Origin of the sequence: Pseudomonas sp. SWRI68, assembly GCF_014269165.1 — a bacterium.
Classification (GTDB): Bacteria; Pseudomonadota; Gammaproteobacteria; order Pseudomonadales; family Pseudomonadaceae; genus Aquipseudomonas; species Aquipseudomonas capeferrum.
The window spans coordinates 1-25031 of record NZ_JABWRU010000025.1 but is presented as its reverse complement, the minus strand read 5'-3'; the positions used below and the strand labels follow the sequence as shown (position 1 = coordinate 25031).

The 25031-nt window shown below is 61.0% G+C and carries 27 protein-coding genes; 7 read left to right on the top strand and 20 right to left on the bottom strand.

The genetic code is table 11. The annotated features are described in order from the left end of the window. Positions 1-247: 247 nt before the first annotated feature. The 4 genes from HU770_RS24000 to HU770_RS23985 form a co-directional block, all read right to left on the bottom strand. Entirely contained in the window at positions 248-622 is a 375-nt protein-coding gene (locus HU770_RS24000; protein WP_186665900.1) for a Rha family transcriptional regulator, read from the bottom strand. Between the two features lie 106 nt (positions 623-728). Then, on the bottom strand, positions 729-1316 hold the full coding sequence (locus HU770_RS23995; RefSeq protein ID WP_186665898.1) for an ATP-dependent Clp protease proteolytic subunit: 588 nt from the start codon (positions 1314-1316) through the stop codon (positions 729-731). 351 nt (positions 1317-1667) lie between these two features. After that, positions 1668-2405: a phage antirepressor KilAC domain-containing protein gene (locus HU770_RS23990; RefSeq protein WP_186665889.1), complete on the bottom strand. Its 738-nt coding sequence runs from the start codon at positions 2403-2405 to the stop codon at positions 1668-1670. A 536-nt stretch (positions 2406-2941) separates the two neighbouring features. Then, entirely contained in the window at positions 2942-4276 is a 1335-nt protein-coding gene (locus HU770_RS23985; protein WP_186665880.1) for a site-specific integrase, read from the bottom strand. Positions 4277-4761: 485 nt separating this feature from the next. On the opposite strand from HU770_RS23985, the gene HU770_RS23980 reads away from it, so the two are divergent. After that, positions 4762-5340, top strand: a complete 579-nt coding sequence (locus HU770_RS23980; RefSeq protein ID WP_186656427.1) for a GNAT family N-acetyltransferase — start codon at positions 4762-4764, stop codon at positions 5338-5340. A gap of 68 nt (positions 5341-5408) precedes the next feature. Further along, positions 5409-6578 carry an MFS transporter gene (locus tag HU770_RS23975; RefSeq protein ID WP_186665878.1) on the top strand — a complete coding sequence of 390 codons (1170 nt, stop codon included), beginning with the start codon at positions 5409-5411 and terminating at the stop codon, positions 6576-6578. Here HU770_RS23975 and HU770_RS23970 read toward each other — a convergent pair. Continuing rightward, a complete protein-coding gene (locus HU770_RS23970) occupies positions 6525-6968 on the bottom strand; it encodes a helix-turn-helix domain-containing protein (RefSeq protein WP_186656434.1) in 444 nt (147 codons plus the stop codon). The two genes, HU770_RS23975 and HU770_RS23970, sit on opposite strands and share 54 nt — an antisense overlap. Positions 6969-7049: 81 nt before the next feature. Between HU770_RS23970 and HU770_RS23965 the strand changes: the two genes are divergently transcribed. After that, positions 7050-7535 (top strand): DUF2938 domain-containing protein, encoded by a 486-nt coding sequence (locus HU770_RS23965; RefSeq protein WP_186656436.1) that lies wholly within the window; start codon positions 7050-7052, stop codon positions 7533-7535. Positions 7536-7550: 15 nt separating this feature from the next. Here the strand turns inward: HU770_RS23965 and HU770_RS23960 are convergent, their stop codons facing one another. Then, positions 7551-7730: a hypothetical protein gene (locus tag HU770_RS23960; protein ID WP_186656438.1), complete on the bottom strand. Its 180-nt coding sequence runs from the start codon at positions 7728-7730 to the stop codon at positions 7551-7553. Between the two features lie 29 nt (positions 7731-7759). Next, positions 7760-7954 (bottom strand): hypothetical protein, encoded by a 195-nt coding sequence (locus tag HU770_RS23955; protein ID WP_186656440.1) that lies wholly within the window; start codon positions 7952-7954, stop codon positions 7760-7762. Between the two features lie 412 nt (positions 7955-8366). On the opposite strand from HU770_RS23955, the gene HU770_RS23950 reads away from it, so the two are divergent. Beyond that, complete coding sequence (locus HU770_RS23950; RefSeq protein WP_186665954.1) at positions 8367-8537, top strand: hypothetical protein; 171 nt, start codon at positions 8367-8369, stop codon at positions 8535-8537. A 38-nt stretch (positions 8538-8575) separates the two neighbouring features. Here HU770_RS23950 and HU770_RS23945 read toward each other — a convergent pair whose 3' ends face one another. Continuing rightward, positions 8576-9343: a transporter substrate-binding domain-containing protein gene (locus HU770_RS23945; RefSeq protein ID WP_186665876.1), complete on the bottom strand. Its 768-nt coding sequence runs from the start codon at positions 9341-9343 to the stop codon at positions 8576-8578. Between the two features lie 123 nt (positions 9344-9466). On the opposite strand from HU770_RS23945, the gene dnaX reads away from it, so the two are divergent. The 3 genes from dnaX (at position 9467) to recR (ending at position 12630) form a co-directional block, all read left to right on the top strand. Continuing rightward, positions 9467-11539 (top strand): DNA polymerase III subunit gamma/tau, encoded by a 2073-nt coding sequence (dnaX, locus tag HU770_RS23940; RefSeq protein WP_186665874.1) that lies wholly within the window; start codon positions 9467-9469, stop codon positions 11537-11539. Between the two features lie 64 nt (positions 11540-11603). Further along, the gene (locus tag HU770_RS23935) at positions 11604-11939 is read left to right on the top strand and encodes a YbaB/EbfC family nucleoid-associated protein (RefSeq protein WP_008093501.1); all 336 of its coding nucleotides are present in this window, start codon (positions 11604-11606) and stop codon (positions 11937-11939) included. An 88-nt stretch (positions 11940-12027) separates the two neighbouring features. Continuing rightward, positions 12028-12630 carry a recombination mediator RecR gene (gene recR, locus HU770_RS23930; protein ID WP_033699359.1) on the top strand — a complete coding sequence of 201 codons (603 nt, stop codon included), beginning with the start codon at positions 12028-12030 and terminating at the stop codon, positions 12628-12630. 40 nt (positions 12631-12670) lie between these two features. On the opposite strand, the gene HU770_RS23925 is transcribed toward recR, so the two are convergent. From HU770_RS23925 to ccoN, 12 genes are all read right to left on the bottom strand, one after another. Beyond that, positions 12671-13219, bottom strand: coding sequence for an adenine phosphoribosyltransferase (locus tag HU770_RS23925; RefSeq protein ID WP_156311360.1), 549 nt, complete (start codon positions 13217-13219; stop codon positions 12671-12673). Positions 13220-13272: 53 nt separating this feature from the next. Beyond that, entirely contained in the window at positions 13273-14007 is a 735-nt protein-coding gene (gene fnrA, locus HU770_RS23920) for a Crp/Fnr family transcriptional regulator FnrA (protein ID WP_033699356.1), read from the bottom strand. A 185-nt stretch (positions 14008-14192) separates the two neighbouring features. Beyond that, the gene (gene hemN, locus HU770_RS23915; protein ID WP_033699355.1) at positions 14193-15575 is read right to left on the bottom strand and encodes an oxygen-independent coproporphyrinogen III oxidase; all 1383 of its coding nucleotides are present in this window, start codon (positions 15573-15575) and stop codon (positions 14193-14195) included. Between the two features lie 105 nt (positions 15576-15680). Beyond that, entirely contained in the window at positions 15681-16364 is a 684-nt protein-coding gene (locus HU770_RS23910) for a sulfite exporter TauE/SafE family protein (RefSeq protein ID WP_186665872.1), read from the bottom strand. Then, the gene (gene ccoS / locus HU770_RS23905) at positions 16357-16572 is read right to left on the bottom strand and encodes a cbb3-type cytochrome oxidase assembly protein CcoS (RefSeq protein ID WP_033699353.1); all 216 of its coding nucleotides are present in this window, start codon (positions 16570-16572) and stop codon (positions 16357-16359) included. The genes HU770_RS23910 and ccoS overlap by 8 nt, the downstream gene beginning before the upstream one ends. 14 nt (positions 16573-16586) lie before the next feature. Further along, a complete protein-coding gene (locus HU770_RS23900; protein ID WP_186665869.1) occupies positions 16587-19031 on the bottom strand; it encodes a heavy metal translocating P-type ATPase in 2445 nt (814 codons plus the stop codon). A gap of 144 nt (positions 19032-19175) precedes the next feature. Further along, positions 19176-19703, bottom strand: coding sequence for a FixH family protein (locus HU770_RS23895; RefSeq protein ID WP_186656477.1), 528 nt, complete (start codon positions 19701-19703; stop codon positions 19176-19178). 15 nt (positions 19704-19718) lie between these two features. Further along, on the bottom strand, positions 19719-21134 hold the full coding sequence (gene ccoG, locus HU770_RS23890) for a cytochrome c oxidase accessory protein CcoG (RefSeq protein WP_186665861.1): 1416 nt from the start codon (positions 21132-21134) through the stop codon (positions 19719-19721). Between the two features lie 341 nt (positions 21135-21475). Then, positions 21476-22456, bottom strand: coding sequence for a cytochrome-c oxidase, cbb3-type subunit III (gene ccoP, locus HU770_RS23885; protein ID WP_186665852.1), 981 nt, complete (start codon positions 22454-22456; stop codon positions 21476-21478). Further along, complete coding sequence (locus HU770_RS23880) at positions 22453-22650, bottom strand: CcoQ/FixQ family Cbb3-type cytochrome c oxidase assembly chaperone (RefSeq protein WP_033699345.1); 198 nt, start codon at positions 22648-22650, stop codon at positions 22453-22455. The genes ccoP and HU770_RS23880 overlap by 4 nt, the downstream gene beginning before the upstream one ends. Before the next feature lie 5 nt (positions 22651-22655). Beyond that, the gene (ccoO, locus tag HU770_RS23875; RefSeq protein ID WP_003254286.1) at positions 22656-23264 is read right to left on the bottom strand and encodes a cytochrome-c oxidase, cbb3-type subunit II; all 609 of its coding nucleotides are present in this window, start codon (positions 23262-23264) and stop codon (positions 22656-22658) included. Further along, positions 23264-24706, bottom strand: a complete 1443-nt coding sequence (gene ccoN, locus HU770_RS23870; protein WP_047581310.1) for a cytochrome-c oxidase, cbb3-type subunit I — start codon at positions 24704-24706, stop codon at positions 23264-23266. Before ccoN ends, ccoO begins: the two co-directional genes overlap by 1 nt. Between the last annotated feature and the right edge of the window lie 325 nt (positions 24707-25031).

The following is a 25031-nucleotide window of genomic DNA, read 5'->3' as shown; positions in this document are numbered from 1 at the left end:
TGTAGCTTGCCTGTAACTACGAAGTTTCCCTATTCAATGTGTCGCTGCTGGGGCTTTTCATCACCCATCAAGATGTTCTGCTCAAACAGCCACTTGAACAGCTTGGTATGACCGAACCCAAGTATCCTGGCGAAGTCGCCAATAGTCTGTATGTTCTTCGCATCCCGAACCTAGGCGTAGTAATCGACCTTCGGTTCGTCTTCAGCGATTTTCTCTGCTTGGATACCAGTCTTATGTTCCAACTACATCACCTGGTGTAGCCCAGCAGCAGGCTACGCAGAGCAGAGGCATCGCTGAGGTTCACGGTTGCCGGCTTGGCCACCTCGGCTTCCAGCTCACGCCAACGGTCGATAACCTTGGCACGGAGCGTTACGCTGTAGCCCGTGAGCAGGATGTCAGTCTCTCGCCGTGGAAGCATGATTTGCGAGGTGTACCCCCGCGAATCCTTGAGCACTTCCACATGACGTAGATTTGCGTCATCTTCTGCGACCAGATCATCCATCATTTTCTTGACGTCACGGATAACGTCACAGTGACGCTTACTCATGAGCTTCGCGATTTCTTTGCTGCTCATGGTCAGCGGTGCATCAGTGTTGCCAGTAATATGTGTAACTTGACTCATTAAATCTGTTGCCCTCCAGGGCATGAATTGGCGCCCACCTTTGTAGACGCATTATTGTTTATGCTGCGTCGTTCAAATCGTTAATGTACTGCTGCATCTCTGCCATCTACTCTGCTTCCCATTCTGCCCGGTACTCAGCGTAAATAGGCAGACGTTCACGCAAATCATCAGCGAAGAAATACAGGTCCTTGCCGTTGTCCAAGATAGCCACAAACTCATCGTCAGTCAGGAACCCTGCGTAAGTTCGTTGTACCCATTCACGATTTACACGCTCGGTATAAGCCACTCCTGCACGCACATCCGATTCTTTGCCATAGCCTGGTGAATAGGAACAGGCATGAATCATCATGGTGCTACTGTCGTGAATAACCCACTCATCAGCTTGTAGTGCGATAGCAGAGGCGGCTGAGGCACAAGTCATGCCGATTTCTACAACGATGTTTGCTGTGCATTCAGCGATGCGACGGCAGAGATAGTCGCAGGTCTCAAGGCTGCCGCCTGGTGAGAACAGTTGAATGTGGATTTCATCTTTAGCTGTTGCGTTAGCGAGAATTTCGGTTAGCTCGCCGTATTCGTCGATTTCTCCAATTGGTCCGGTTGTTGGAACAACGTATTGAGTGTATTTCAGTTGCTTGATGAGGATGTTTTTCGAAGGGTAAATGGTTACAAGGTCTTGCCGTTGGGTGGTATTCATAGTTTCACTTTTCAACTTTTGTTTCTCAGATAATGAGTGTCCGTAGCTCGATTGAAATATTCATCGGGCTTGGTTGGTGTTGGGTTTGTTGTTTTTAGGTCTAGCAGTGGTTGCTACATGATTTTGTTTAGTTGCTAGTGCACAGCTTCCAAGCTAAGGGGCTGATATGTAGTGCACAAATGTAGGCGCTAAAGGGTGGCTTGTTCAGATGCGAGTCACCCCTGAAGTATATGTCTTCCAGGTCGGTTTATGATGTCGCCCAAGTAGATTGTAACTTCAATTCTAGCGCTCTGTTGTGTCAATGCTATCTGTGCAGCAATGGACGTCTGTGACTGTTCGGTACTTAGTTATTTACAGTCCAGTACGACCATGCTTATCGATATACTGTTTAAGCCAGATCAGCCCTTTTCCAGTTACAAGTATGATTGGTTTGAGATGGCGATTTCCTTCGGAGTCCTCATAAAAACCCCACTCTACTTTAAAGCGTCCGCAGTCCAAGTGTTGCTGATATGGAAGGTTCTTTTTGTAGCCGCCTGCTGTGAGAATTCCGTGGTCGCGAAGGTAGCGAACAAGCCGGACTTTTCCTGTATCCAGGGCCTTGGCGGCTACACCAAAGTTAAATACATCCTTTGCTTCCTTCATGCTGTCGTAGAACTCAATTTTCTCAGCATTAACAATGATCTTCTCTTGAAGTTCTTGCACCTGCTCTTGGTGGTCGTACACAAACTGCTCCAAGATGGACTGCACCATATTAGACCCTGAGATGATGATGTTCGGGTCGCAGTGACGCAGCTTAAAGCAAGGTACTACCGTACCCGAACTGTCGGTGGATTCAGCCAAAAATTTACTTGGGCACAGTTTAAGAACTTTAAGTGCTGCGTAAATTTCCGACATGATCTGATGGTGTGTTTTTCCAGAAAGCAGTGCTACTTCCGTGCTGTACACAGTCGTTGGAACCACTTTGTTGAGCTCGTTATTCACGGTCGCCGGCGGCACATATTCGCTATCGCTTTGGCGCCGTGGAGTAGCCCGGCGATGATGGCGAGTGGTAAAGTAACTGTTCTGTTGCGTGCTGTATTTCTGATTCATAATGTAACCTTATTTTGGGCAAAGCTCTCCCGTGCTCTAGATGTGAGCGTGTAGGTGGGAGAATATATTTGGTGTTCTTTTTGAGTGTGATGTTTATTTGGCTGGCTAACGCATAGTGCTTACCTTTGGTAGGGTGTGGAGGGTGTAAGTGTTGGCTGCTTGGGTTTTATATCATTATCTTGCCTCTTGTTGTTGGCGTACAGAGAGCGTATTGGCTTTCAAGGTCGGCATAATAAAAGTGGTTTCTTGTTATGCCGCCTCTAATAGTGCGGAGTGCAGTCTTCTTTCTGTTGGACCGTCGTCGTTCTGTGTGGCGCCATCCTAACAAGGTGATTTTTTAATGCAAGAACTTTTTGAGTTAACATTTCGACTGTTTTAGAGTATTAGTCCGTATTTGCTGGCTTACCACTTAAAATCATTTTTGTTAATTTTCATATTCTTCAGTTTTCCATGTCGTTAATACCCTGAAAGTTGTCAAAATGTTAATTATTAGTTGTCTGGGTAGTACTTGGATGGTGGCGCCGTGCTCAGCGTGCCTAAGTACTTCTATTGCCGGGGTCAGCGTGAAAGCTGTGTTCGATGTGAATGTGCTTCAGGGCATCTGCCATGGCTCTCAGCGGGCTACGGCTGCCGTACACGCTGAATGTCACTGCGCCATCCTCGTGGCCGGCTATCCGCTTAATCAGCGAGTCCTGCACGCCTGCATCACGCAGATCGTCAATGAGCGTGTGGCGGAAGCTGTGGAACGTCTTCCTAGCATCAGTGATGCCCAGCTTCGTTTTGTATCGACCGAACCACTTCGATGGGGCGTGGCCCAACTTCCCTCGCACTGCATCTAGCTCTGGGAACACCCGATCAGCGCCACTGGCTCTGACTGACTCGACATGCTGAAGCAGGCCCAGGTCCAACAGGGCAGGGTGTATAGGTAGGATGCGACGACTACTGGCGTTCTTCAGGTTCTGGCCTTCACGGCTGTCATCAATGCGGATGCACTGAATCCCCTGGTGCTCAGTGAAGTCATCAACTCGCAACTGGCACAGCTCTTCCAGTCGTGCCCCGGTCGTCCTTCCCATTAGTGGCAGCCAGTAGCGCCACGGGTGCTTGCGTGCTTCCTTTCGCAGCGCCTCATAATCCAGCAGGGCTGCCAGATCGCGGGGGTCAAATGACAGGCGTGCTTCCTTCGCTGATCCCGTCATGACCTTCATGCCGGCTAGCGGGTTGTCAGTCACGTACCCATTCGACTTGCACCAGTTCATGAACGCAGTGAGCTTGCGTAGCCGGTTATTAATGGTGACGGCAGTGATGGCCTTGTACGTGCTGCCTGACTCGACTACCTGCTTCAGTGTCTTACCCTTGAACTCGGGGCGTAAGCCGAAGTACTGGGGGCAGCGGCTAAGTCGTTCTTTCAGCAGGCGTGCTTGCTGAGCATCGAAGGCTAGGGCAGGCATGTCACCCATTAGCTCGAACAGGTCAGATAACGCACGCTCGACTTCATCCGCACTGACCTGTCGCCATGTGCCGCCCCGTTTCCCTTCTTCTATATAGAGCTTCGATAGGGCGGCGAGGGTTGGGCTGTCGCTCCCGACCTTCACTGGGGCAGTTGAGGTCGCACGTGGTGCTACAGGAATGGCTGGTGTTGGGGCTGAGTCCCGCCACTGCGAACATAACGCACGAAGCGTCTGAAGGTCTGTTAGCGGGTGTTCGCTTAGGTGCCCATGTAGCCGTTGGACGATGGATGCGGCGAGGAACAAGGCGCTCTGCCGGTGCCTGATGTTTAAGCTCAAACGCAAAGTGTGACACCTCGGGAAGAGGTGCTTGGGCAGCTTGAGATTCAGGTAGTAGACGGCTTTGCGTCGGATCAGATAGGCCATGGGTGTGACACCAAAGTGTTACAGCAAAGTGTGACAGTGCTGGCTACACCCCAAGTTTTGAGCGACCGTGCTGAGTGTCTGCACGGGTAGAGCGTCTGCTACCCAATCAGCCTGAAACCCTTGCCCCGTAAGGCCTGCATTGATTCCCGAGCATGCTTGCATGCCACCTGGTCAGATCCGGAAGGAAGCAGCCACAGCGGGAACATCGTGTGCCGGGGTGTGGCTGGTGGGGCCGCCTCCATTTCTGGGGTCCTAAAACCTCAGCCTTTCAGACTAAGGCCTTCCCTCTGGCCTGTTCTGCGCTCCTGCTGTTGCCAACTTCTGCAATCGCTGAAATTCAAGACTGCCACTTTCGGACACGTTGCCGCGCTCGGGTTGCCCTCATGCACGTTGTAGCCGCTGGGCAGTTGAGAATATCCGGACGCTATGTAAGGGTTGGGCTGCGCCTGCATCCCAGATCGCCTACATGAATGGACTCCGCGAAAATGCACAGCCTACCGATCCTCGAAACTCCGCGCCTCATACTTACGCCGCTGCAGCTCGGTGACGCGGACGCCATTCAGCAACTGTTCCCACACTGGGACATTGTTCGCTACCTGGACAGCCGCGTACCTTGGCCTTACCCAGAAGACGGCGCGCTGGTCTACGTCCGAGACATCGCATTACCCGCCATGAACGCCGGGTGTGAATGGCATTGGATGATTCGCCTGAAGACGGAGCCTGCGCAGATCATCGGAAGCATCAGTCTCTATGACCAGCCGGGCAACAACCGTGGCTTCTGGCTTGCACAGGCATGGCAGAAAAACGGCTACATGCGGGAGGCCTGCGGGGTCATCAACCACTACTGGTTCGAAACGCTTGGGCGTTGCGTCATGCAGGTGCCCAAGGCCGCGAGCAATGACCGATCGCGCAGTGTTTCCGTGCACGAAGGCATGCGGCTGGTGGGAACTGAAGAGGGCCATTTCGTCTGTGGCCCCGTGCTCAAGCAGATCTGGGAGTTGAGCCGTGAGCAGTGGCGTCGACGGGGCGGGCGTTTAGGTAATGAAGTGACGATCTCAACGTAAGCAAATGCTTGCCTTTGCCTGTGCCTTGCCGTGATAGAAAACAGCACCTACCCGCAAGGACTGCTTTCATGAGGTTTCAGCCATTCACGGTGTTCTGCATCGCGTGCTTCCTGCTGTCCATCAGCTATGGCACGACGTTCCTGCTCTCGATGCTGGTGCAGACGCTGGGCGGCACTGCAAGCGAGGCCGGGCAGGTATTCGCTGTTGCCATGCTAAGTACGTTGCTCTCTGTGCTCGGCTCGGGGCACCTGCTGCAGCGCTTTGGCGCTGCTCGCAGCATCGCTGTGGGGGCGCTCTGCCTGGTCGGGTCATCAGTGGGCTTTGCCATGGTCTCAAGCCTGGGCATCGCTTTGTTGGCATGCGGCTTGATGCTTGGCATCGGCTGGGGGGTGTTCTACACCATTGGCCCCATCATGGTGACGCAAATGGTCGAGCCCACGCGCCGTACCCATTGTTTTGCACTGCTCTCTGGCAGCATGCTGACCGGCATTGGCACCGGGCCCTTGCTGGGCAAGTTCGCCGCTTTTGTTGCACTGCCTACCCAGCTCGCGTTCTGGGTGGCGGCGTGCGCTGCAGGGTTGGCGGGGTTGTACTTTGCTTGGCTCGCTTCGACTTCTCAGGGGCAGCGACCTGCTGAGAAGGTGCAAATCGGGTTGGCGTCCGCGCTCAAAGTGATGAGCTCGCGCTCTGGGCTGTCGATCCTGATGGTAGGGCTAGGCGGGGCAATCTTCGGCACCATGGGCAGTTTCCAGACCAGCTATGCCGCCCGCCTGGGGCTTGATTACTCGACCTTCTTCATTGGCTTCATGGGCGCTGCGATCTCCTGCAGGCTCCTGCTGGCCGGCTGGGTCGTGAAGCAACACCCGCTGGCGACCTCCTGGGTTTTAACCTTGATCATGGCAACGGCCGTGCTGGGGTTCGACCAGTGGGTGCACAGCACGGAAAGTTATCTGGCCATGGCCGTTCTTCTGGGCGTGGGTTACGGCCTGAATTACTCGGTGATCAACGGGCTGGCTGCCAACGAGGCACCGGCAGGGCTTACGGCACAAGCGCTGCTGCTGTTCAGCTTGTCGTATTTCATCGGTGTGTTCGGCTTCCCCTACGTCGCCAGCCAATTGATCACGCAGCTTGGGATCAACGCGATGATGCTGAGCATTGAAGGCGTGGCGTTCCTGGTCGTAGGGCTAAGTACGGCCAGGTGGCTGGCTTCGCGCTTTTCCAGGCCTGCTCTGGTGTAGGTGTTTTTCCCCAAGGGCGCCTGCTGCTGACAGCTTCATCAAACGCTGAAATTTCGGACAGGCCAGGTGATCTACCTCAGGGCACTGCGCTGCATGCCGCAGCCCCTTGCTCATGGCCCGCAAGCGTTTGACCCGGGTGTCGATTTCGTCCGCCTTGGCTATCAGCATCTGTCGATCGACCTGAAGGTCCACCAGCATCGCCCCGATCTCATCCAGGGAAAACCCTGATGCTTGCCCCAAGGCGATCAGTGCCAGCCTATCCGCAATGTCGGCGGCGAACTGGCGTCGCTGGCCACGCCCGGCGAGCGACGTGAGCAGGCCTTTCTTTTCGTAGTAACGCAGGGTCGACGCAGGGACGCCTGTGCGTTTGGCGACATCGGCAATGTCCATCGAGGTCCTTGACTTGAAGTTGACTTCAACTTCTATGCTGCGCGGCAGGTAACTGAACGTCAATCCTAGGGGGCTGAATCAATGACGCTTGCCATGCTACAAGCCGCTTTGCTGATCGGGGTCGGCGCCACCGTGATCATGGACCTATGGGGCGTGTTGCTGCGGCGCTTGGGCATCGCCACCTTGAATTTCGCCATGGTCGGGCGTTGGGCGGGGCATTTGATGAAGGGGCGAGCGCGGCATGAGGCGATTGCCAAGGCGGAGCCTGTGGCCAACGAGGTGGCCTGGGGTTGGCTGATTCACTATGGCATCGGTGTGCTGTTTGCGGTGATGTTGGTGGGGATGGTCGGGGAGGGCTGGCTGAGTGCGCCGACGCTGTGGCCTGCGCTGGCGTGGGGTGTGGTGACAGTGGCGGCGCCGCTGTGCTTCATGCAGCCGTTGATGGGGGCAGGGTTCTTTGCCTCCAGAACGCCGACGCCTGGGCGTAACTGCCTGAAGAGTCTGGTGACGCATTCGGTGTTTGGGGTTGGGTTGTTTTTGAGTGCCGGTTTGATTGCGGTTGTGTGAAGACAGTGCTCAGGCTTACAGCAGTCGCAAGATCAAGAGGCCCGCAAGAAACAACGCCAAAGCAAAGCCCGCACCGAGGCTGAACGGCAATAGCGCTGACCAAGGAGAAAACGATCTGGCCTTGCGCATGTCTTCGGCCAGGGCCTCTACTTCGCGATGGGATTGCTCAACCCTATCTTGAGTGGAACGCGGCATGATCTTTCCTCTTGCCAAAACGAGCGTGCTTAGAGTTTAACCAGCAGGGTCATGATACCCGCAATGGCAGTCAAAATGACCGAGCCGGTTGCGAAGGGGTGCCAGAACGCTTCTTGTCTAAGCTTGCGCTCTTCTGCCATGAATTTAAGTGCTTCTGCAGCTAGCTTGCGATTCTCGATCTGTAGTTTGTCGAGTTCCAGATTGTCTCGATCATCTTGGAGCATGAGGCTGTCTTTTTGAGGGGTAGCGGTAATTATGCGGCATCACTGTTAAGGGTCGATATCGCTCTCTACACCAGATCTTGTAGTCCAATCACCAGCAAAGAAGTTTCCTACATTCGTATAGGCGACTTCCTGCTGTATCTGTAAGGCTCGCAGAAATATCCTACGCATCCCGTCGACTCGCGTCTGATTGTCCTGGGGAACCCCACCCCATAGGCTTTTGCGGTCGCTGTCGGTCCAGCGATCGGGTGTGGAAGCCCGGGAAAGACTTGGAGCAGTTGTCTGTTATGGCAGCTGTGCGTGGGAGGTATTCATACCTGCCGGGTTTTCCATGTGCCTGGTCTTCCACCCCGCGTACAGTTGTCACCCTAATGCGTGGAAGCAAAAGGGTGCAGCTCACCCACATGGAGCCTGCATGAAAAAAATCGTCCCCGACCCACCCCATACCTTCGACTTGCCCCCGGGCAAGTCCCTTTCCCGCGCCATCAGCGAAGGCATCGTGCCAATGCACTTCGCGCTGATGAATGTCTCCCACTACCTGATGTTCGCCTACAGCGACAGCCGCCGAGTTGAGCGTCAGCACTGACCGATTGTCGCGTAGGGCGCAAGGCCGCTATCACATCATCACGGCCTTGGCGCTGCGGCATTCCCGGCATACCCCGCAGCCCCATACCGCTGGCTGATCCGCTCGATCTCCCCCGTCTGTTTTATGCGCACCAGCGCCCTGAGCACCCCTTGCGTCGGTACCGCCGGGTCGCTGCGCACCATGCACCCCAGCTCCTGCTCCTCCAGCACCGCCAGCACCTGCAACCGCTGCCCCGCCGGCAAGCTGTGGTTGAACCACTGCAACGACAGTTCATTGCTCACCGCATGCAGGTATCGCCCCGCGTGCAGCTTCTGCAGGGCCAAAAGTTGGCTGCGGCTGTCTTCGCGGTGCAGCCGGCCCTGTTCGAACAACGGCTGCAGGGTTGAATAGGCATAACCCAGCACGGTGCCGATGGCTTGCGGCGCCAGTTGTTCCGGGCGGGTGGGGCCGGCTTCGCCAGCGCCGCCAACCAGCACGTCGCGCTGATGAATCAACGGGATGCTCCAGACATAATTGCCCGGCCGATCATGAAACCATTGGGAGCTGACATAACAGCGCACGTCGATATCGCCGCTCTCCATGGCCTCCTGCAGGCGCAGGCGTGCCAGTACGTGATACTCCGGGCGTACACCTGCTTCCCGGGCAATGGCCTGCATCAGGTCGAACAGCAAACCCTCCACCGGTTTGTCGCCTTCGACGCGCATCAGCGGCATGCTCCAGCTCTCGGCGACGGAAAAACGCAGCACCGGTTGTTCGGCCAGGCTGTGAGTGGCCCAGAGCAATAGCAGGGGCAACAGTCTTCGCAAGGCACATCCTCCCTGGATAGCGCGCCAGTTTCATAGCTTAGACCAGTCGCGCAGGGTGCAATTTCGGCCCCGCTCCGCTAGCATTAGCGATCTTCCGCTCGATCAGGCTACGATGGTTTTTCGATGAGTTATCAGGTTCTTGCACGAAAATGGCGTCCGCGCTCGTTCCGCGAAATGGTCGGCCAGGCCCATGTGCTCAAGGCCTTGATCAATGCCTTGGACAACCAGCGCCTGCACCATGCCTACCTGTTTACCGGCACCCGTGGCGTGGGCAAGACTACCATTGCCCGCATCATTGCCAAATGCCTGAACTGCGAAACCGGCATCACCTCCACGCCCTGCGGCACCTGTTCGGTGTGCCGGGAGATCGACGAAGGCCGCTTCGTCGACCTGATCGAGATCGACGCCGCCAGCCGTACCAAGGTCGAAGACACCCGCGAGCTGCTGGATAACGTGCAATATGCCCCGAGCCGTGGGCGCTTCAAGGTCTATCTGATCGACGAAGTGCACATGCTCTCGACCCACTCGTTCAACGCCTTGCTCAAGACGCTGGAAGAGCCGCCGCCCTACGTCAAGTTCATCCTCGCCACCACCGACCCGCAGAAATTGCCGGCGACCATCCTCTCGCGCTGCCTGCAGTTCTCGCTGAAGAACATGAGCCCGGAGCGGGTGGTCGAACACCTCAGCCATGTGCTCACCGCCGAAAGCGTGCCGTTCGAGCCCGATGCCCTGTGGTTGCTTGGCCGCGCCGCCGATGGCTCGATGCGCGATGCCATGAGCTTGACCGACCAGGCCATCGCCTTCGGTGAAGGCAAGGTGCTCGCCGCCGATGTGCGCGCCATGCTGGGCAGCCTCGACCACGGCCAGGTCTACGGGGTGTTGCAGGCACTGCTCGAAGGCGATGCGCGGGCGCTGCTGGAGGCCGTGCGCAACCTTGCCGAGCAAGGCCCGGACTGGAGCGGTGTGCTGGCCGAGATGCTCAATGTGCTGCACCGTGTCGCCATCGCCCAGGCGCTGCCAGAGGCGGTGGACAACGGCCAGGGCGACCGTGACCGCGTGTTGGCGCTGGCCCAGGCGCTACCGGCCGAGGACGTGCAGTTCTATTACCAGATGGGGCTGATCGGCCGTCGCGACCTGCCCTTGGCGCCCGACCCGCGTGGCGGCTTCGAGATGGTCCTGCTGCGGATGCTGGCCTTCCGCCCGGCCGATACCGACGATGCACCGAAGCCGGTGCTAAAGCCGGTGGGGATCAGCCAAGCCACAGCTGATCCTGCAACCCCGGTGGCAGCGGCGCTGGTGGCCCCTGCGCCGCCAGTCGCAGAGCCCGTGGTGCCGGTTGTCGCGCAAGCTGTGCCGGCCCCGGCCGCGCCGGCCGTCGAGCAGGCGCCTGCGGTTGATCAGCCCGCGCCTGTCGTTGAGGTGCCCGTAGAGACCGCAGCACCGGCGCCGGAGCCCGTCGCCGAGGTCATCGACCTGCCTTGGGAAGAGCCTGTAGCGCCTATAGCGCCTGTGCAGCCGGTTGCTGTCGCCCCCGAGCCCGTTGTTGCGCCGCAGCCTGCCGTGGCCGAGCCACAGCGTGATCAGCCGGCCTACGACGAGCCGCCGTTCGACCCGTCCGCCTATGCAGCGGCGGGCATGGACCGTGATGACGAGCCGCCGGCGGACGAAGACTATTACATCGGTGACAGCGACCCGGTCGGCTTCAGTTACCTCGATGAACTGGCCGAGCATGTTCAGGAAGAGCAGGCCAAACCCGCTGCCGAACCGCTGCCGGCCGCCAAGCCGGCCACCGGCCTGGCCCTGCAATGGCTGGAATTATTCCCACAGTTGCCTGTCTCCGGTATGACAGGCAACATCGCGGCAAACTGTACGTTGATGGCCGCCGACGGCGACGACTGGCTGCTGCACCTGGACCCTGGCCAGGGCGCGCTGTTCAACGCCACCCAGCAGCGGCGTTTGAACGAGGCGCTCAATCAGCACCTGGGGCGCACCCTGAACCTGCGTATCGAGCTGATTCGCCCAGAGCAGGAAACCCCGGCCCAGGCGGCCTCGCGCAAACGTGCCGAGCGCCAGCAAGACGCCGTGGTGTCGATCGAGCAGGATCCGTTGATCCAGCAGATGATCAAGCAGTTCGGTGCCAAGGTGCGACAGGATACTATTGAGCCTGTAGAGGCCCTGGCCAATCAGGGCCAGTAACGGATAACCATGCGGCCGGCCCGGTGCCAGGCCGCATCACACGACCCAATCGAGGTATACCCCCATGATGAAAGGTGGCATGGCCGGCCTGATGAAGCAGGCTCAGCAGATGCAGGAAAAAATGGCCAAGATGCAGGAAGAACTGGCCAACGCCGAAGTGACCGGCCAATCCGGTGGTGGCTTGGTGAGTGTGGTGATGACCGGTCGTCACGACGTGAAGCGCGTCAGCATCGACCAAAGCCTGATGTCGACTGATGAAGACGACAAGGAAGTGCTCGAAGACCTGATCGCTGCCGCACTGAACGACGCGGTACGCAAGGTGGAGCAGAGCAGCCAGGAAAAAATGGGCGGCATGACCGCTGGCATGCAGTTGCCACCGGGCTTCAAGATGCCGTTCTGATCGACCTTTTGCGTCAAATGGGGAGTAACGGCCGTAGGGTCGTTGCTCCCTTGTTCATTCTGTTCCCCCGACTTGCAGGCCTGTCTACATGAGCTTCAGCCCACTGATCCGCCAACTGATCGACGCTTTGCGCACCCTGCCGGGTGTCGGCCAGAAAACCGCCCAGCGCATGGCCCTGCAGTTGCTCGAACGCGACCGCAGCGGCGGCCTGCGCCTGGCTCAGGCGCTGACCCAGGCCATGGAAGGGGTGGGCCATTGCCGCCAATGCCGCACCCTGACCGAGCAGGAACTGTGCCCGCAGTGTGCCGACCCGCGCCGTGACGACACGCAATTGTGTGTGGTCGAGGGGCCGGTGGATGTGTATGCAGTGGAGCAGACCGGTTACCGCGGCCGCTATTTCGTGCTCAAGGGGCACCTGTCGCCACTCGATGGCCTGGGGCCTGAGGCGATCGGTGTGCCGCAGCTGATGGCGCGGATCGAAGCGCAGGGCACCTTTACCGAGGTGATCCTGGCGACCAACCCGACGGTGGAAGGGGAGGCGACGGCGCATTACATCGCCCAGTTGCTGAACGAGAAAGGCCTGGTGGCGTCGCGGATTGCCCATGGCGTGCCGCTGGGGGGCGAGCTGGAGTTGGTGGATGGCGGGACGCTGGCGCATGCCTTTGCAGGGCGCAGGCCGATTTCACTCTGATTTCAGATCTTGGGGCTGCAAAGCAGCCCCGGTATGTAACTCAATTTTCGTTAAGCGAAAACTCGGTCAGGCAGAACGTCGGCACACCCGCCGCCTGCAGCCGGCGCGAACCTTCCAGCTCTGGCAGGTCAATGATCGCCGCCGCCTCAAACACTTGGGCCCCGGTACGACGCACCAGGTTCGCCGCCGCCAGCAGCGTGCCGCCAGTGGCAATCAGGTCATCGAAAATCAGCACCGAGTCGCCTTCACACAGGCTGTCGGCATGCACTTCGAGGAAGGCCTCGCCATACTCGGTCTGGTAACCCTCGCAAAGCACGTCAGCCGGCAGCTTGCCTTGTTTGCGGAACAGGATCAGCGGCTTGTTCAACTGGTGGGCGATGATCGAGCCGATCAGGAAGCCGCGCGCGTCCATGGCGCCGATGTGGCTGAACTCAGCCTCGACATACCGCTCGATGAACTGGTCGGCGACATAGCGCAGCCCGCGCGGGGACTGGAACAACGGGGTGATGTCGCGAAAGATCACGCCCGGTTTGGGGAAGTCCACTACCGGGCGGATCAGGGCTTTGAGGTCGAAGGCTTCGCTGTGCATTGGTGCGGGTATCCTGGAAAAACGATTGCGCCAGTATACCCGTTAACCCAGGCTCAGGCGTCCATTGCACCGCCGGCCAGTGCACACAGCTGGATCGGGTCGAGGATATGCACTTCCTTGCCTTCGGCGCGCAGCAGGCCGTTTTGCTGGAAGCGGGTGAACACCCGCGACACGGTTTCCACCGCCAGGCCCAGGTAATTGCCGATTTCGTTGCGCGACATGCTCAGGCGGAACTGGTTGGCCGAATAGCCGCGGGCGCGGAAGCGCGCGGACAGGTTGACCAGGAAGGTGGCGATGCGTTCGTCGGCGGTTTTCTTCGACAGCAGCAGCATCATCTGCTGGTCGTCACGGATCTCGCGGCTCATTACCCGCATCAACTGGCGGCGCAACTGCGGCAGTTGCACCGAGAGTTCGTCGAGGCGCTCGAAGGGGATTTCGCACACCGACGTGGTCTCCTGGGCCTGGGCCGACACCGGGTAGGCCTCGGTGTCCATGCCGGACAGGCCGACCAGCTCGCTGGGCAGGTGGAAGCCGGTGATCTGCTCTTCGCCGCTGTCACTGAGGCTGAAGGTCTTGAGGGCGCCGGAACGTACTGCATAGACCGAGCCGAAATTGTCACCCTGGCGGAACAGGAACTCGCCTTTTTTCAGCGGCCGGCCACGTTTGACGATTTCATCCAGTGCATCCATGTCTTCCAGGTTGAGCGAAAGAGGCAGGCACAGGGGGGCCAGGCTGCAATCCTTGCAATGGGCCTGGGCATGTGGGCGCAGTTTAACTGGCTCGGACATTTTCAATCGATCCTTGTGGGAAAGCACACATAAGACGTAAGGGTAACTCACGGCGTGGGTGTAGGCCAGCGGGCGCTATTGTGGTGCGTGCTGGCCAGGCCTCGGCGGGTGCGCGCCGAGGCCCTGTGTGTGCCCATAGTGTGCTGGCCAAAGGCGCTTGTCCATGCGGTCGAACGCCTCGCTTTTCAGATCACCCGCGAGAAGCGTTGGCGGTTGTGCATGGCCAGGTAGGCATCGAACACCATGCACACAGAGCGCGCCAACAGGCGGCCGGCAGGCAGGATGCGGATGCCCTTGTCGTCCAGGCTGATCAGGCCGTCCCGCTGCAAGGTCAGCAGTTCTGGCCAGAGGTCGTTGAAGTAGCCGCGAAAATCGATGGTGAAGGCCTGTTCGATTGGCTCGAAGTCCAGTTCGAAATGGCAGATCAACTGCTGGATCACAGCCCGCCGCAGGCGGTCGTCGTGGTTGCACAGCAGGCCACGCTGGGTTGCCAGCTGGGCGTTGGAAAGGGAGTCCTGGTAGGTGTTGAGGTCGCTGCTGTTCTGGCAGTAGAGATCACCGATCTGGCTGATGGCAGAGACCCCCAGGCCGATCAGGTCGCAGTGACCGTGGGTGGTGTAGCCCTGGAAGTTGCGTTGCAGGGTGCCTTCTTCCTGGGCCATGGCCAGCTCATCGTCAGGCAGGGCGAAGTGGTCCATGCCGATGTAGCGGTAACCGGCGGCGGTCAGCTGGTCGATGGTGGCATGCAGCATCTCCAGTTTCGCCGTCGGGCTCGGCAGGTCGTTGTTGTCGATGCGCCGCTGGGGCATGAAGCGCTCCGGCAAATGGGCATAGTTGAACACTGACAGGCGATCGGGCTGCAGGCGGATGACTTCCTCGACGGTACGCGCGAAGCCTTCTGGCGTCTGCTTGGGCAGGCCGTAGATCAAGTCCAGGTTGACCGAGCGGAACTGCAGGGTACGCGCCGCCTCGATCAGGGTGCGGGTCTGCTCCAGGCTTTGCAGGCGGTTGACCGCACGCTGCACGGCCGGGTCGAGGTCCTGCACGCCCAGGCTGACACGGTTGAAACCCAGCTCGCGAAGCAGCCCCATGGTCGACCAGTCGGCTTCGCGCGGGTCGATTTCGATGCCGTAGTCACCGGAGTCGTCGTCCAGCAGGTTGAAGTGCTGGCGCAGGGTCGCCATCAGCTGGCGCAGCTCCACCGGGCTGAGGAAGGTGGGCGTGCCGCCGCCGAAGTGCAGTTGTTCAACCCGTTGCTTTGGGTCCAGGTGGCAGGCGATCAGCTGGATTTCCTGCTCCAGGCGTTGCAGGTACGGCGCGGCGCGGCCGCGGTCCTTGGTGATGACTTTGTTGCAGGCGCAGTAGTAGCAGATGTTGGCGCAGAACGGCACGTGCACGTACAACGACAGCGGGCGCACGGCCCGACGGCTCTCGCGCAGGGCGTGCAGCAGGTCGAACGAGCCCACTTCGCTGTGCAGTTGCACGGCGGTCGGGTAGGAGGTGTAGCGTGGTCCGGCCAGGTCGTAGCGGCGGATCAGGTCGGTATCCCAACGTAGGTCGTCGAGCATGTGGGCGGTCCCCGGATAGAGCGAGCAGTGTCCGGAGTCTAGGGGCGTCTGTAGGAATCTGTGTTGATTTGTATCAAAAGCTGCTGGGGCTGCACAGCAGGCCTATCAGTGCCCCATCAGCCAATGCTGGTGCGGCCCTGGCAGCGTCCACAGGCCAAACAGGATGACCAGCAGCCCGCCCGCCATGCGCACACTGCGCCGCCGCAGCAGGCTGCTGACGCGCTCCGCCGCCAAGCCCGTCGCCAGCAGCACCGGCCAGGTGCCGAGGCCAAACGCAAGCATCAACGCCGCGCTGTACCCCGCATTGCCCTGGCTCGCAGCCCACAGCAAGGTGCTGTACACCAGCCCGCACGGCAGCCAGCCCCACAAGGCGCCCAGCAACAAGGCGCGGGGCAGGCTGGACACCGGCAGCAAGCGCGAGGCCATGGGCTGGATATGCCGCCACAGCCCTCTGCCCAAGGCTTCGATCCGCGTCAGCCCGCTCCACCAGCCCGCCAGGTACAGCCCCATGGCAATCAACAGCAGTGCTGCCAGCACCCGCAGCGCCAGGGCCGCCGGGCTGCTGGCCACGGCCCAGCCTGCCAGGCCCAGCAACAGGCCGGCGCAGGCATAGCTGAGAATACGCCCGACGTTGTACGCCAGCAGCAGGCGCAAACGCCGGCCGCGTTGCTCGGGCGGGATGGCCAGGGTCAGCGCGCCCATCAGGCCGCCGCACATGCCCAGGCAATGGCCGCCGCCGAGCAGGCCAAGGATCAGCGCCGAGCCGAGCAGGGGAAGCAGGTCAGGCACGGGGAGGGGGTTCCTTGTCGTCTTCGGCCGGGGTGTCGTCCGTTTTCACCGCAGCCTGGTGGCGCGGGTCCTGGTCGTCGAAGAGGATGCTGTGGGCAGGGCCGTCGAGGTCGTCGTACTGGCCGCTGTCCACCGCCCAGAAGAAGATGTAGACGGCAACACCGACCAGCAACAGGGCGGCCGGGATCATGACATAAAGGGCTGGCATCGGGCGGCTCCTGCTCAGGCGGTGGCGGGTTGCCGGTGGCTGCTGGTGGCCGGCGCAGTTGGCAGCCGGGTCAGGCGCAGGGCGTTGAGGACCACGATCAGCGAACTGACCGACATGCCGATGGCCGCCCACACCGGGGTGATCCAGCCGAGCGCGGCAAACGGCAACATGAGGCCATTATACAGGGTTGCCCACAGCAGGTTCTCGAGGATGTTGCGGCGGGTGCGGCGGGCCAGGTCGAAGGCCTGTACCAGTGCCTGCAGGCGGTTGGACAACAGCACCGCATCGGCGCTGGTCTTGGCCAGGTCGGTGGCGCTGCCCATGGCAATGCTGATGTCGGCAGCAGCCAGCACCGGCACGTCGTTGACCCCGTCGCCCAGCATCAGCACCTTGCGCCCTGCCGCCTGCAGCGCCTTGAGCCGGTCCAGTTTGTCGTCCGGGCGCAAGCCGCCGATGGCCTGGTCGATGCCCAGCTGTGCAGCCACCTCGGCGACCATGGGTGAACTGTCGCCGGACAGCAGCAGCGTCCGCCAGCCACGCGCCTTGCAGGCGGCGAGCAGGGCGGGGGCGTCGTCGCGCAGGCGGTCGTCCAGGCCGAACCAGGCCAGCGGCCCCTGGCGATCGCCCAGCAGCAGCCATTGCCCACGTGGCTCGGGCACGCCGGGTATCTCGGCGCCACTCAGGGCGCAGACGAAGGTGGCCTGGCCGATGCGCAGGCGCTGGCCGTCGACCCGCCCCTCAAGGCCCAAGCCGGGTACTGTCTGCACATCGTCGGCAGGCGCGGCAGTGCGGCCGAACGCACGGGCGATGGGGTGTTCGGAGCGGTTTTCCAGGGCGGCGGCCAGGGCCAGGCAACGGTCGGCGGCCAAGCTGCCCAGTGGGCGGATGCTGCGTAGGGTCAAGCGGCCTTCGGTGAGCGTGCCGGTCTTGTCGAAGATGACCGTGTCGATCTGGTTGAGGCCTTCGAGCACATGGCCGCGGGTCACCAGCAGGCCGAGCTTATGCAGGGTGCCGGTGGCGGCGGTGAGGGCCGTCGGGGTGGCCAGGGACAGTGCACACGGGCAGGTGGCTACCAGCATGGCCAGCACGATCCAGAAGGCCCGGCCCGGGTCCAGGTGCCACCACCACAGGCCGATGGCCACGGCGGCGATCAGGGTGAACAGCAAAAACCACTGCGAGGCGCGGTCGGCGATCTCGGCCAAGCGCGGTTTTTCGGTCTGCGCGCGTTCCAGCAAGCGGACGATGGCCGACAGCCGCGAGTCGTGGCCGAGGGCTTCGACCTCAATGTTCAAGGTGCTCTCGACGTTCAGCGTGCCACCGGTGACCCGCTCGCCGACGCGGCGCGGTTGCGGCAGGTATTCGCCGGTCAGCAGTGACTCGTCGACACTGGAGCGGCCTTCGACGATGCGCCCATCGGCGGGTATTACCGCGCCGGGCAGCACTTGCACCGTGTCGCCACGCTGCAGTTCGCTGAGCAGGATGCGCTCGGCGCGGCCGAGGGTGTCCAGGCGCAGGCACGAGGCCGGCAGCAGGTTGACCAGTTGTGCGGTGGCCGCCGCAGTGCGCTCGCGGGCGCGCCGTTCGAGGTAGCGGCCGGTCAGCAGGAACAGGGCAAACATGCCCACGGTATCGAAATACAGCTCGCCGCTGCCGCTGATCGCCGTCCAGATCCCGGCGCCGAACGCCAGGGCAATGGCCAGCGAGACCGAGACGTCCATGGTCAGGTGGCGGGTGCGCAGGTCACGCGCCGCGCCCTTGAAGAAGGGCGCGCAGCTGTAGAACACGATCGGGATGGTGAGGAACAACGCGACCCAGCGCAGGATGGTGTGCAGCTCGGGTGAGAGGTCGATGTTGAATTCAGGCCAGGTGGCCATGGTCGCCATCATCGCCTGGAACCACAGCAAGCCGGCGACGCCCAGGCGCCTGAGAGCGCTGCGGTTCTCGCGGGCCAGTTGTTCGGCGGCCTGGTCGGGTTGGTAGGGGTGGGCGGCGTAGCCGATCTGGCGCAGCTCGGCGAGCAGGCGCGAGAGCGCCAACTGGTTGTCGTCCCAGCTGAGCAGCAGGCGGTGGTTGGACAGGTTCAAGCGAGCTTCGGCGACCCCGGGCAGGTTGCGCAGGTGTTTTTCGATCAGCCAGCCGCAGGCGGCGCAACTGATGCCCTCGACCAGCAGGGTGGCTTCGGCCAGGTCGCCTGTATGGCGGACGAAGGTTTGTTGCACGTCGCTGCGGTCGTAGAGTGCCAGCTCATCCTGCAGTTGCCTGGGCAGCGCCTCGGGGTTGGCGCTGGTGTCGCTGCGGTGCTGGTAGTAGTGCTCCAGGCCCCCGGCGACGATCGACTCGGCCACTGCCTGGCAGCCCGGGCAGCAGAACTGTCGGGTTTCGCCGAGCACCACAGCGGTGAAGCGGTTGCCGCCGGGGACGGGCAGGGCGCAGTGGTAGCAGGGGGTGGGTTGGGTCATAAGGCAAGCACGCATTGAGTAGCGGGGACGGGGCCTGTGGGAGCGGGCTTGCCCCGCGAATGGGCCGGTAGGGTCAACATCAATAAGCAGGCCTGGCCCTTTCGCGGGGCAAGCCCGCTCCCACAGGTTGGGTAAGTGTCGCGATTATTTGTGTTCCGCACCCAGCAGCGCTTCATCGCCCAGTTGCAAGGTTACCCCATGCTCCACTTTCTCTTCCTCGAACAGCCGCCATACCTGCCCTTCCTGGCTGCCCAGCAACTCGACGAAGCGCCGCCCGTCGACCTTGTCGTCCAGTTGGCCGACATAACGCCCCGCCTCGGCACGGCTCAGCAGCACCTTGCGGTCCTTGTCCGGCTGGGTGGGCGATATCAGGTTCAGTTCCAGTGTCTGCGGGTCGCTGTCGCCGCTCAGGCGCAGGTCCACTTCGCCGGTCAGGTCGTCCAGGTGCACGCTGGCCTTGAGCTTGAGGGTCTGGGCCAGCAGCTCGCGGTCCAGCGAGCGGTTGATGCCCTTGCCGGCCTCGTAGTAGTTGTCATTCACCAGGTTGTCGGGGTTGCGCACGGCAATGCTGACCATGGTCAGGCTCAGGCACACGGAGGTGGTGAGGATGCCGATGATGATCCAGGGCCAGAGGTGTTTGTACCAAGGGCTGGCGGCGGTGGCGGCAGGCATTGTCGATAGTCTCTCTCAGCGGATCTGTGGGCCGATGAAGCGGCTCTTGGCTTCAACCTGGGCGTCGCTGTCATCGGCGCTCTTGAGGGTGAAGATGATTTCGTTGGTGGTCGATGGCAGTTTCTCGGGCGCCACCGACAGTTGCACCGGCAGGCTGACGATATCGCCGGCCGCCACGCGGATTTCGCGTTGGCCTTCGAGCTTGAGGTCCGGTAGGCCGGCGGCGTCCAGCACGTAGACGTGGTCGCGCTGGTCCTTGTTCATGACCTTGAGGCTGTAGACGTTCTCGATCCGCCCCTGGGCGTTTTCGCGGTACAGCACCCGGTCCTTGCTGACGTCGAAACCGACCAGCGAGCGGGTAGCGAAGGCGGTGGCCAGGGCGCCGATCATCACCAGCAGCACCAGCGCGTAGCCGATCAGGCGGGGGCGCAGCATGTGGGTTTTCTGTCCGGACAGGTTGTGCTCGGTGGTGTAGCTGATCAAACCTCTGGGGTAGTTCATCTTGTCCATGATGGTGTCGCAGGCGTCGATGCACGCGGCGCAGCCGATGCACTCGATCTGCAGGCCGTCGCGGATGTCGATGCCGGTGGGGCAGACCTGTACGCACATGGTGCAGTCGATGCAGTCGCCCAGGCCCTGGGCCTTGTAGTCGATGTCTTTTTTACGCGGGCCACGGGTTTCGCCACGGCGCGGGTCGTACGACACGATCAGCGTGTCCTTGTCGAACATCACGCTCTGGAAGCGCGCATAGGGGCACATGTACACGCACACCTGCTCGCGCAGCCAGCCGGCGTTGCCATAGGTGGCAAGGGTGAAGAACCCGACCCAGAAGTAGGCCCAGCCATCGGCTTGGCCGGTAAAGAATTCGATGGCCAGTTCGCGGATCGGCGAGAAGTAGCCGACGAAGGTCATGCCGGTGACGAACCCGATCAGCAGCCACAGGCTGTGCTTGGCGAACTTGCGCAAGAACTTGTTGCCGCTCATGGGCGCCCTGTCGAGCTTCATGCGCTGGTTGCGGTCCCCTTCGGTGACCTTTTCGCACCACATGAAGATCCACGTCCATACGCTTTGCGGGCAGGTGTAGCCGCACCATACGCGGCCGGCATACACGGTGACGAAGAACAGGCCGAAGGCGGCGACGATCAGGATACCCGACAGCAGGATGAAGTCTTGAGGCCAGATGGTGGCGCCGAAGATGTAGAACTTGCGCTCGGGCAGGTTCCACCAGACGGCCTGGTGGCCGCCCCAGTTCAGCCACACGGTGCCGAAGTACAGCAGGAACAGCAGCGCACCGCCGATCATGCGCAGGCGGCGGAAGACGCCGGTGAAGGCGCGGGTGTAGATTTTCTCGCGGGCGGCGTAGAGGTCGACGGAATCCTTCCCTTTGCTGGCAGGCGGGGTGACGTCATGTACCGGAATTTGCTTGCTCATCATCAAGTCCCACGGCAGTGGAGAAATGCCGCGGCCAGTGCATGCCGGCCGCAGTCTCGCGCAATCTGCTAGCGCGCTGCGCCCCATGATACGCCGGTGATGGCAGCCTGGGGTCGTGCTGCGACCTTTAGTCGCGTTGGGTTCGTGGCGTGAATCGTGTTATGGCGGGTGTCAATTGATCCAGGTCATCTGGGGTTGCATTCGCCGGCCCTTTCGCGGGGCAAGTCGGATCGCCGCACCGCCGCTCCCACAGGTAACCCATTGCTCCCATATTCGGTGGGGTACCTGTGGGAGCGGCGGTGCGGCGATCCGACTTGCCCCGCGAAGCGGCCAGGCCTGCCTTACTCGGCCTTGGCCGGCTCCTGCTCCTGATGCGACAGGCTGTACACATAAGCGGCCAGCAAATGCACCTTGTCATTACCTTGCAGTTGTTCCTGCGCCGGCATCTGCCCCTGGCGACCATAACGGATGGTCTGTTGCAGTTGAGCAAAGCTCGACCCGTAGATGAACGCCTGCGGGTGGGTCAGGTTCGGCGCGCCCATGGCTGGGGTGCCCTTGCCTTCAGGCCCATGGCAGGCCACGCAGTTGGCGGCGAAGATCTTCTGCCCGTTCTCGGCATCGGCCTTCACGCCTTCGGGCAGCGTACGGCCATCGAGCTTGCTGACCACAAAGGCCGCCACATCAGCCACACCCTGCTCGCCGATCACCTCGGACCAGGCCGGCATCACGCCGTGGCGCCCGCCCATGATGGTGGTCTTGATGGTTTCCGGCTCACCGCCCCAGCGCCAGTCCTTGTCGGTCAGGTTGGGGAAGCCGTAGGCGCCCTTGGCGTCGGAGCCGTGGCACACCGAGCAGTTGGAGGCAAACAGCCGTGCGCCCATTTTCAGTGCCTGCGGGTCCTTGGCCACGTCCTCGATGGGCATGGCGGCGAACTTGGCGAAGATCGGCCCGAAGCGGGCATCGGCCTTGGCCATTTCCTTCTCCCACTCGTGCACGCCGGTCCAGCCCGGCTGGCCGTTGGCAAACTCGGTCTGCTTGTCGGTATCCAGGTACGAATAGCCTGGCAGGATGCCTTTCCAGTTACCCAGGCCCGGGTACAGCACCAGGTAGCCGAGGGCGAAGATGATGGTGCCGACGAATAGCCAGAACCACCATTTGGGCAGTGGGTTGTCATATTCCTCGATGCCATCGAAGGCATGCCCGACGGTCTCGTCGGTGACCTCTTCGCGCTGGCCCTTGCGGGTCGACAGCAGCAGCCAGGTCAGCGAGGAGATGGTGCCCAGGGTCAGGACGGTGACGTACAGACTCCAGAAGGTTGTCATTGTTTTTTGCTCCCAGAAGCTTTTGCTTGCGCTTGCTCGACGTGCCGGGTGGCTTCGGGGTCATCCGCGAAGGGCAGCCGGGTCGCCTCGTCGAACTCCTGCTTGCGCCGCGGGTTGAACACCCACAGCGCCAGGCCCACGAAGGCCACCATCACCACGACGGTGCCCAGGCCGCGAATCATCCCGATATCCATCAGCGTCACCGTTTGCTTTTGATGATGGTGCCAAGACCCTGCAGGTACGCGACGATGGCGTCCATTTCGGTCTTGCCCTTGACCGCGTCACGCGCGCCGGCGATGTCGGCGTCGGTGTACGGGGTGCCGAGGGTCCGCAGGACCTCCATCTTCTTCGCGGTGTCCTTGCCGTCGAGCTTGTTCTCGACCAGCCACGGGTAAGACGGCATCTTCGACTCGGGCACCACGTTGCGCGGGTTGTACAGGTGCGCACGGTGCCAGTCATCGGAGTAGCGGCCACCGACGCGGGCCAGGTCCGGGCCGGTACGTTTGGAGCCCCACAAGAACGGGTGGTCCCACACGCTTTCACCGGCCACCGAGTAGTGGCCATAGCGCTCGGTTTCGGCGCGGAACGGGCGGATCATCTGCGAGTGGCAGCCCACGCAGCCTTCGCGGATGTAGATGTCGCGGCCTTCAAGCTCCAGCGCGGTGCGCGGCTTCATGCCTTCAACGGGTTTGTTGGTGACGTCCTGGAAAAACAGCGGGACGATCTGGGTCAGGCCACCGACGCTGACGGCGATGACCATGAAGAAGGCCAGCAGGCCTATGTTCTTCTCGACGGCTTCATGCTTCATCAGTGCGCTCCCACGACGACGATCTTGGCGGCTTCATCCGCTTCTACCGGGTTGGCCGCGCGTACGGTGCGGAACACGTTATAGGCCATCAGCAACATGCCCGAGGCGAAGAACGCACCGCCCAGCGCACGGACGATGTAGCCCGGGTGGCTGGCCTGCAAGGCTTCGACGAAGGAGTAGGTGAGCGTGCCGTCATCGTTGATGGCGCGCCACATCAGGCCCTGGGTGATGCCGTTGACCCACATCGAGGCGATGTACAGCACGGTGCCGATGGTCGCCAGCCAGAAGTGCGCGTTGATCAAGCCGACGCTGTGCATCTGCGCGCGACCATACAGGCGCGGGATCATGTGGTAGACCGCGCCGATCGAGATCATCGCCACCCAGCCGAGGGCGCCGGCGTGGACGTGGCCGATGGTCCAGTCGGTGTAGTGCGACAGCGAGTTCACGGTCTTGATGGCCATCATCGGGCCTTCGAAGGTGGACATGCCGTAGAACGCCAGCGAGACGACCAAAAAGCGCAGGATCGGGTCGGTACGCAATTTATGCCAGGCACCGGACAAGGTCATCATGCCGTTGATCATGCCGCCCCAGCTTGGCGCCAGGAGGATGATCGACATCACCATGCCCAACGACTGCGCCCAGTCGGGCAGTGCGGTGTAGTGCAGGTGGTGTGGGCCGGCCCAGATGTACAGGGTGATCAGCGCCCAGAAGTGCACGATCGACAGGCGATACGAGTAGATCGGCCGCTCGGCCTGCTTGGGCACGAAGTAGTACATCATCCCCAAAAAGCCCGTGGTCAGGAAGAAGCCTACCGCGTTGTGGCCGTACCACCACTGGATCATCGCGTCGGTGGCACCGGCATAGGCCGAGTACGACTTGAACAGGCTGACCGGCAGCGAGATGTGGTTGACGATGTGCAGCATCGCGGTGACCACGATGAATGCACCGTAGAACCAGTTGCCGACGTAGATGTGCTTGGTCTTGCGCTTGACGATGGTGCCGAAGAACACCAGCCCGTAGGTGACCCAGACGATGGCCAGCAGGATCGCCAGCGGCCATTCCAGCTCGGCGTATTCCTTGGTGGTGGTGTAGCCCATCGGCAAGGTGATCAGTGCGCCGACGATTACCGCTTGCCAGCCCCAGAAGGTGAAGGCCGCCATGCTGTCGGAGATCAGCCGGGTCTGGCAGGTGCGCTGCACCACGTAGTAGCTGGTGCCGAACAGCGCACAGCCGCCGAAGGCGAAGATCACCAGGTTGGTGTGCAGCGGGCGCAGTCGGCCGAAGCTGGTCCAGGGCAGGTCCAGGTTCAGTTGCGGCCATACCAGTTGCGAGGCGATGAAGACGCCGAGGCCCATGCCAAGGATCCCCCAGACCACCGTCATGATGGCGAACTGGCGGACGACCTTATAGTTATAAGCAGTCGGACTGATTGCTGTGCTCATTCTAAGGTTCCACGGTTTTAATGTTCTTGTTGGTCGAAAAATCGGCGCCAGTATCGATAACCACCGGGGTTATCGCAACGCAACTTTGGTACGCCGACCCGTGTCCAAGCCCGTTCACCTGTGTCCAGCGGTGTCAGGGTTCGAACGATTGTACACAAATAAATATTTGTAATGTGTACCGTTTTTCATCTTTTTCTGATCGATCGGTCAGGCTTTTTTATCGGACGGCGCTAGGCTGTGCGCCGCGTCTGCTTCGCTGGATTGGCAGCGAAGCCCACTGAGGCAACAAGCTTAGTTCGGTTAGGGGGGGGTGCAAGGGAGGGCG

Coding starts and splice junctions, on each gene's coding strand:
- HU770_RS23980 (WP_186656427.1), top strand. CDS start 4,762: ATGCACAGCCTACCGATCCTCGAAACTCCGCGCCTCATACTTACGCCG.
- HU770_RS23960 (WP_186656438.1), bottom strand. CDS start 7,730: ATGCCGCGTTCCACTCAAGATAGGGTTGAGCAATCCCATCGCGAAGTA.
- HU770_RS23990 (WP_186665889.1), bottom strand. CDS start 2,405: ATGAATCAGAAATACAGCACGCAACAGAACAGTTACTTTACCACTCGC.
- HU770_RS23935 (WP_008093501.1), top strand. CDS start 11,604: ATGATGAAAGGTGGCATGGCCGGCCTGATGAAGCAGGCTCAGCAGATG.
- HU770_RS23955 (WP_186656440.1), bottom strand. CDS start 7,954: ATGCTCCAAGATGATCGAGACAATCTGGAACTCGACAAACTACAGATC.
- ccoP (WP_186665852.1), bottom strand. CDS start 22,456: ATGACAACCTTCTGGAGTCTGTACGTCACCGTCCTGACCCTGGGCACC.
- recR (WP_033699359.1), top strand. CDS start 12,028: ATGAGCTTCAGCCCACTGATCCGCCAACTGATCGACGCTTTGCGCACC.
- hemN (WP_033699355.1), bottom strand. CDS start 15,575: ATGCTCGACGACCTACGTTGGGATACCGACCTGATCCGCCGCTACGAC.
- fnrA (WP_033699356.1), bottom strand. CDS start 14,007: ATGTCCGAGCCAGTTAAACTGCGCCCACATGCCCAGGCCCATTGCAAG.
- HU770_RS23895 (WP_186656477.1), bottom strand. CDS start 19,703: ATGCCTGCCGCCACCGCCGCCAGCCCTTGGTACAAACACCTCTGGCCC.
- HU770_RS23965 (WP_186656436.1), top strand. CDS start 7,050: ATGACGCTTGCCATGCTACAAGCCGCTTTGCTGATCGGGGTCGGCGCC.
- HU770_RS23900 (WP_186665869.1), bottom strand. CDS start 19,031: ATGACCCAACCCACCCCCTGCTACCACTGCGCCCTGCCCGTCCCCGGC.
- HU770_RS23975 (WP_186665878.1), top strand. CDS start 5,409: ATGAGGTTTCAGCCATTCACGGTGTTCTGCATCGCGTGCTTCCTGCTG.
- dnaX (WP_186665874.1), top strand. CDS start 9,467: ATGAGTTATCAGGTTCTTGCACGAAAATGGCGTCCGCGCTCGTTCCGC.
- HU770_RS24000 (WP_186665900.1), bottom strand. CDS start 622: ATGAGTCAAGTTACACATATTACTGGCAACACTGATGCACCGCTGACC.
- HU770_RS23880 (WP_033699345.1), bottom strand. CDS start 22,650: ATGGATATCGGGATGATTCGCGGCCTGGGCACCGTCGTGGTGATGGTG.
- HU770_RS23970 (WP_186656434.1), bottom strand. CDS start 6,968: ATGGACATTGCCGATGTCGCCAAACGCACAGGCGTCCCTGCGTCGACC.
- HU770_RS23925 (WP_156311360.1), bottom strand. CDS start 13,219: ATGCACAGCGAAGCCTTCGACCTCAAAGCCCTGATCCGCCCGGTAGTG.
- HU770_RS23985 (WP_186665880.1), bottom strand. CDS start 4,276: ATGGCCTATCTGATCCGACGCAAAGCCGTCTACTACCTGAATCTCAAG.
- ccoS (WP_033699353.1), bottom strand. CDS start 16,572: ATGCCAGCCCTTTATGTCATGATCCCGGCCGCCCTGTTGCTGGTCGGT.
- ccoN (WP_047581310.1), bottom strand. CDS start 24,706: ATGAGCACAGCAATCAGTCCGACTGCTTATAACTATAAGGTCGTCCGC.
- HU770_RS23950 (WP_186665954.1), top strand. CDS start 8,367: ATGAAAAAAATCGTCCCCGACCCACCCCATACCTTCGACTTGCCCCCG.
- ccoG (WP_186665861.1), bottom strand. CDS start 21,134: ATGAGCAAGCAAATTCCGGTACATGACGTCACCCCGCCTGCCAGCAAA.
- ccoO (WP_003254286.1), bottom strand. CDS start 23,264: ATGAAGCATGAAGCCGTCGAGAAGAACATAGGCCTGCTGGCCTTCTTC.
- HU770_RS23995 (WP_186665898.1), bottom strand. CDS start 1,316: ATGAATACCACCCAACGGCAAGACCTTGTAACCATTTACCCTTCGAAA.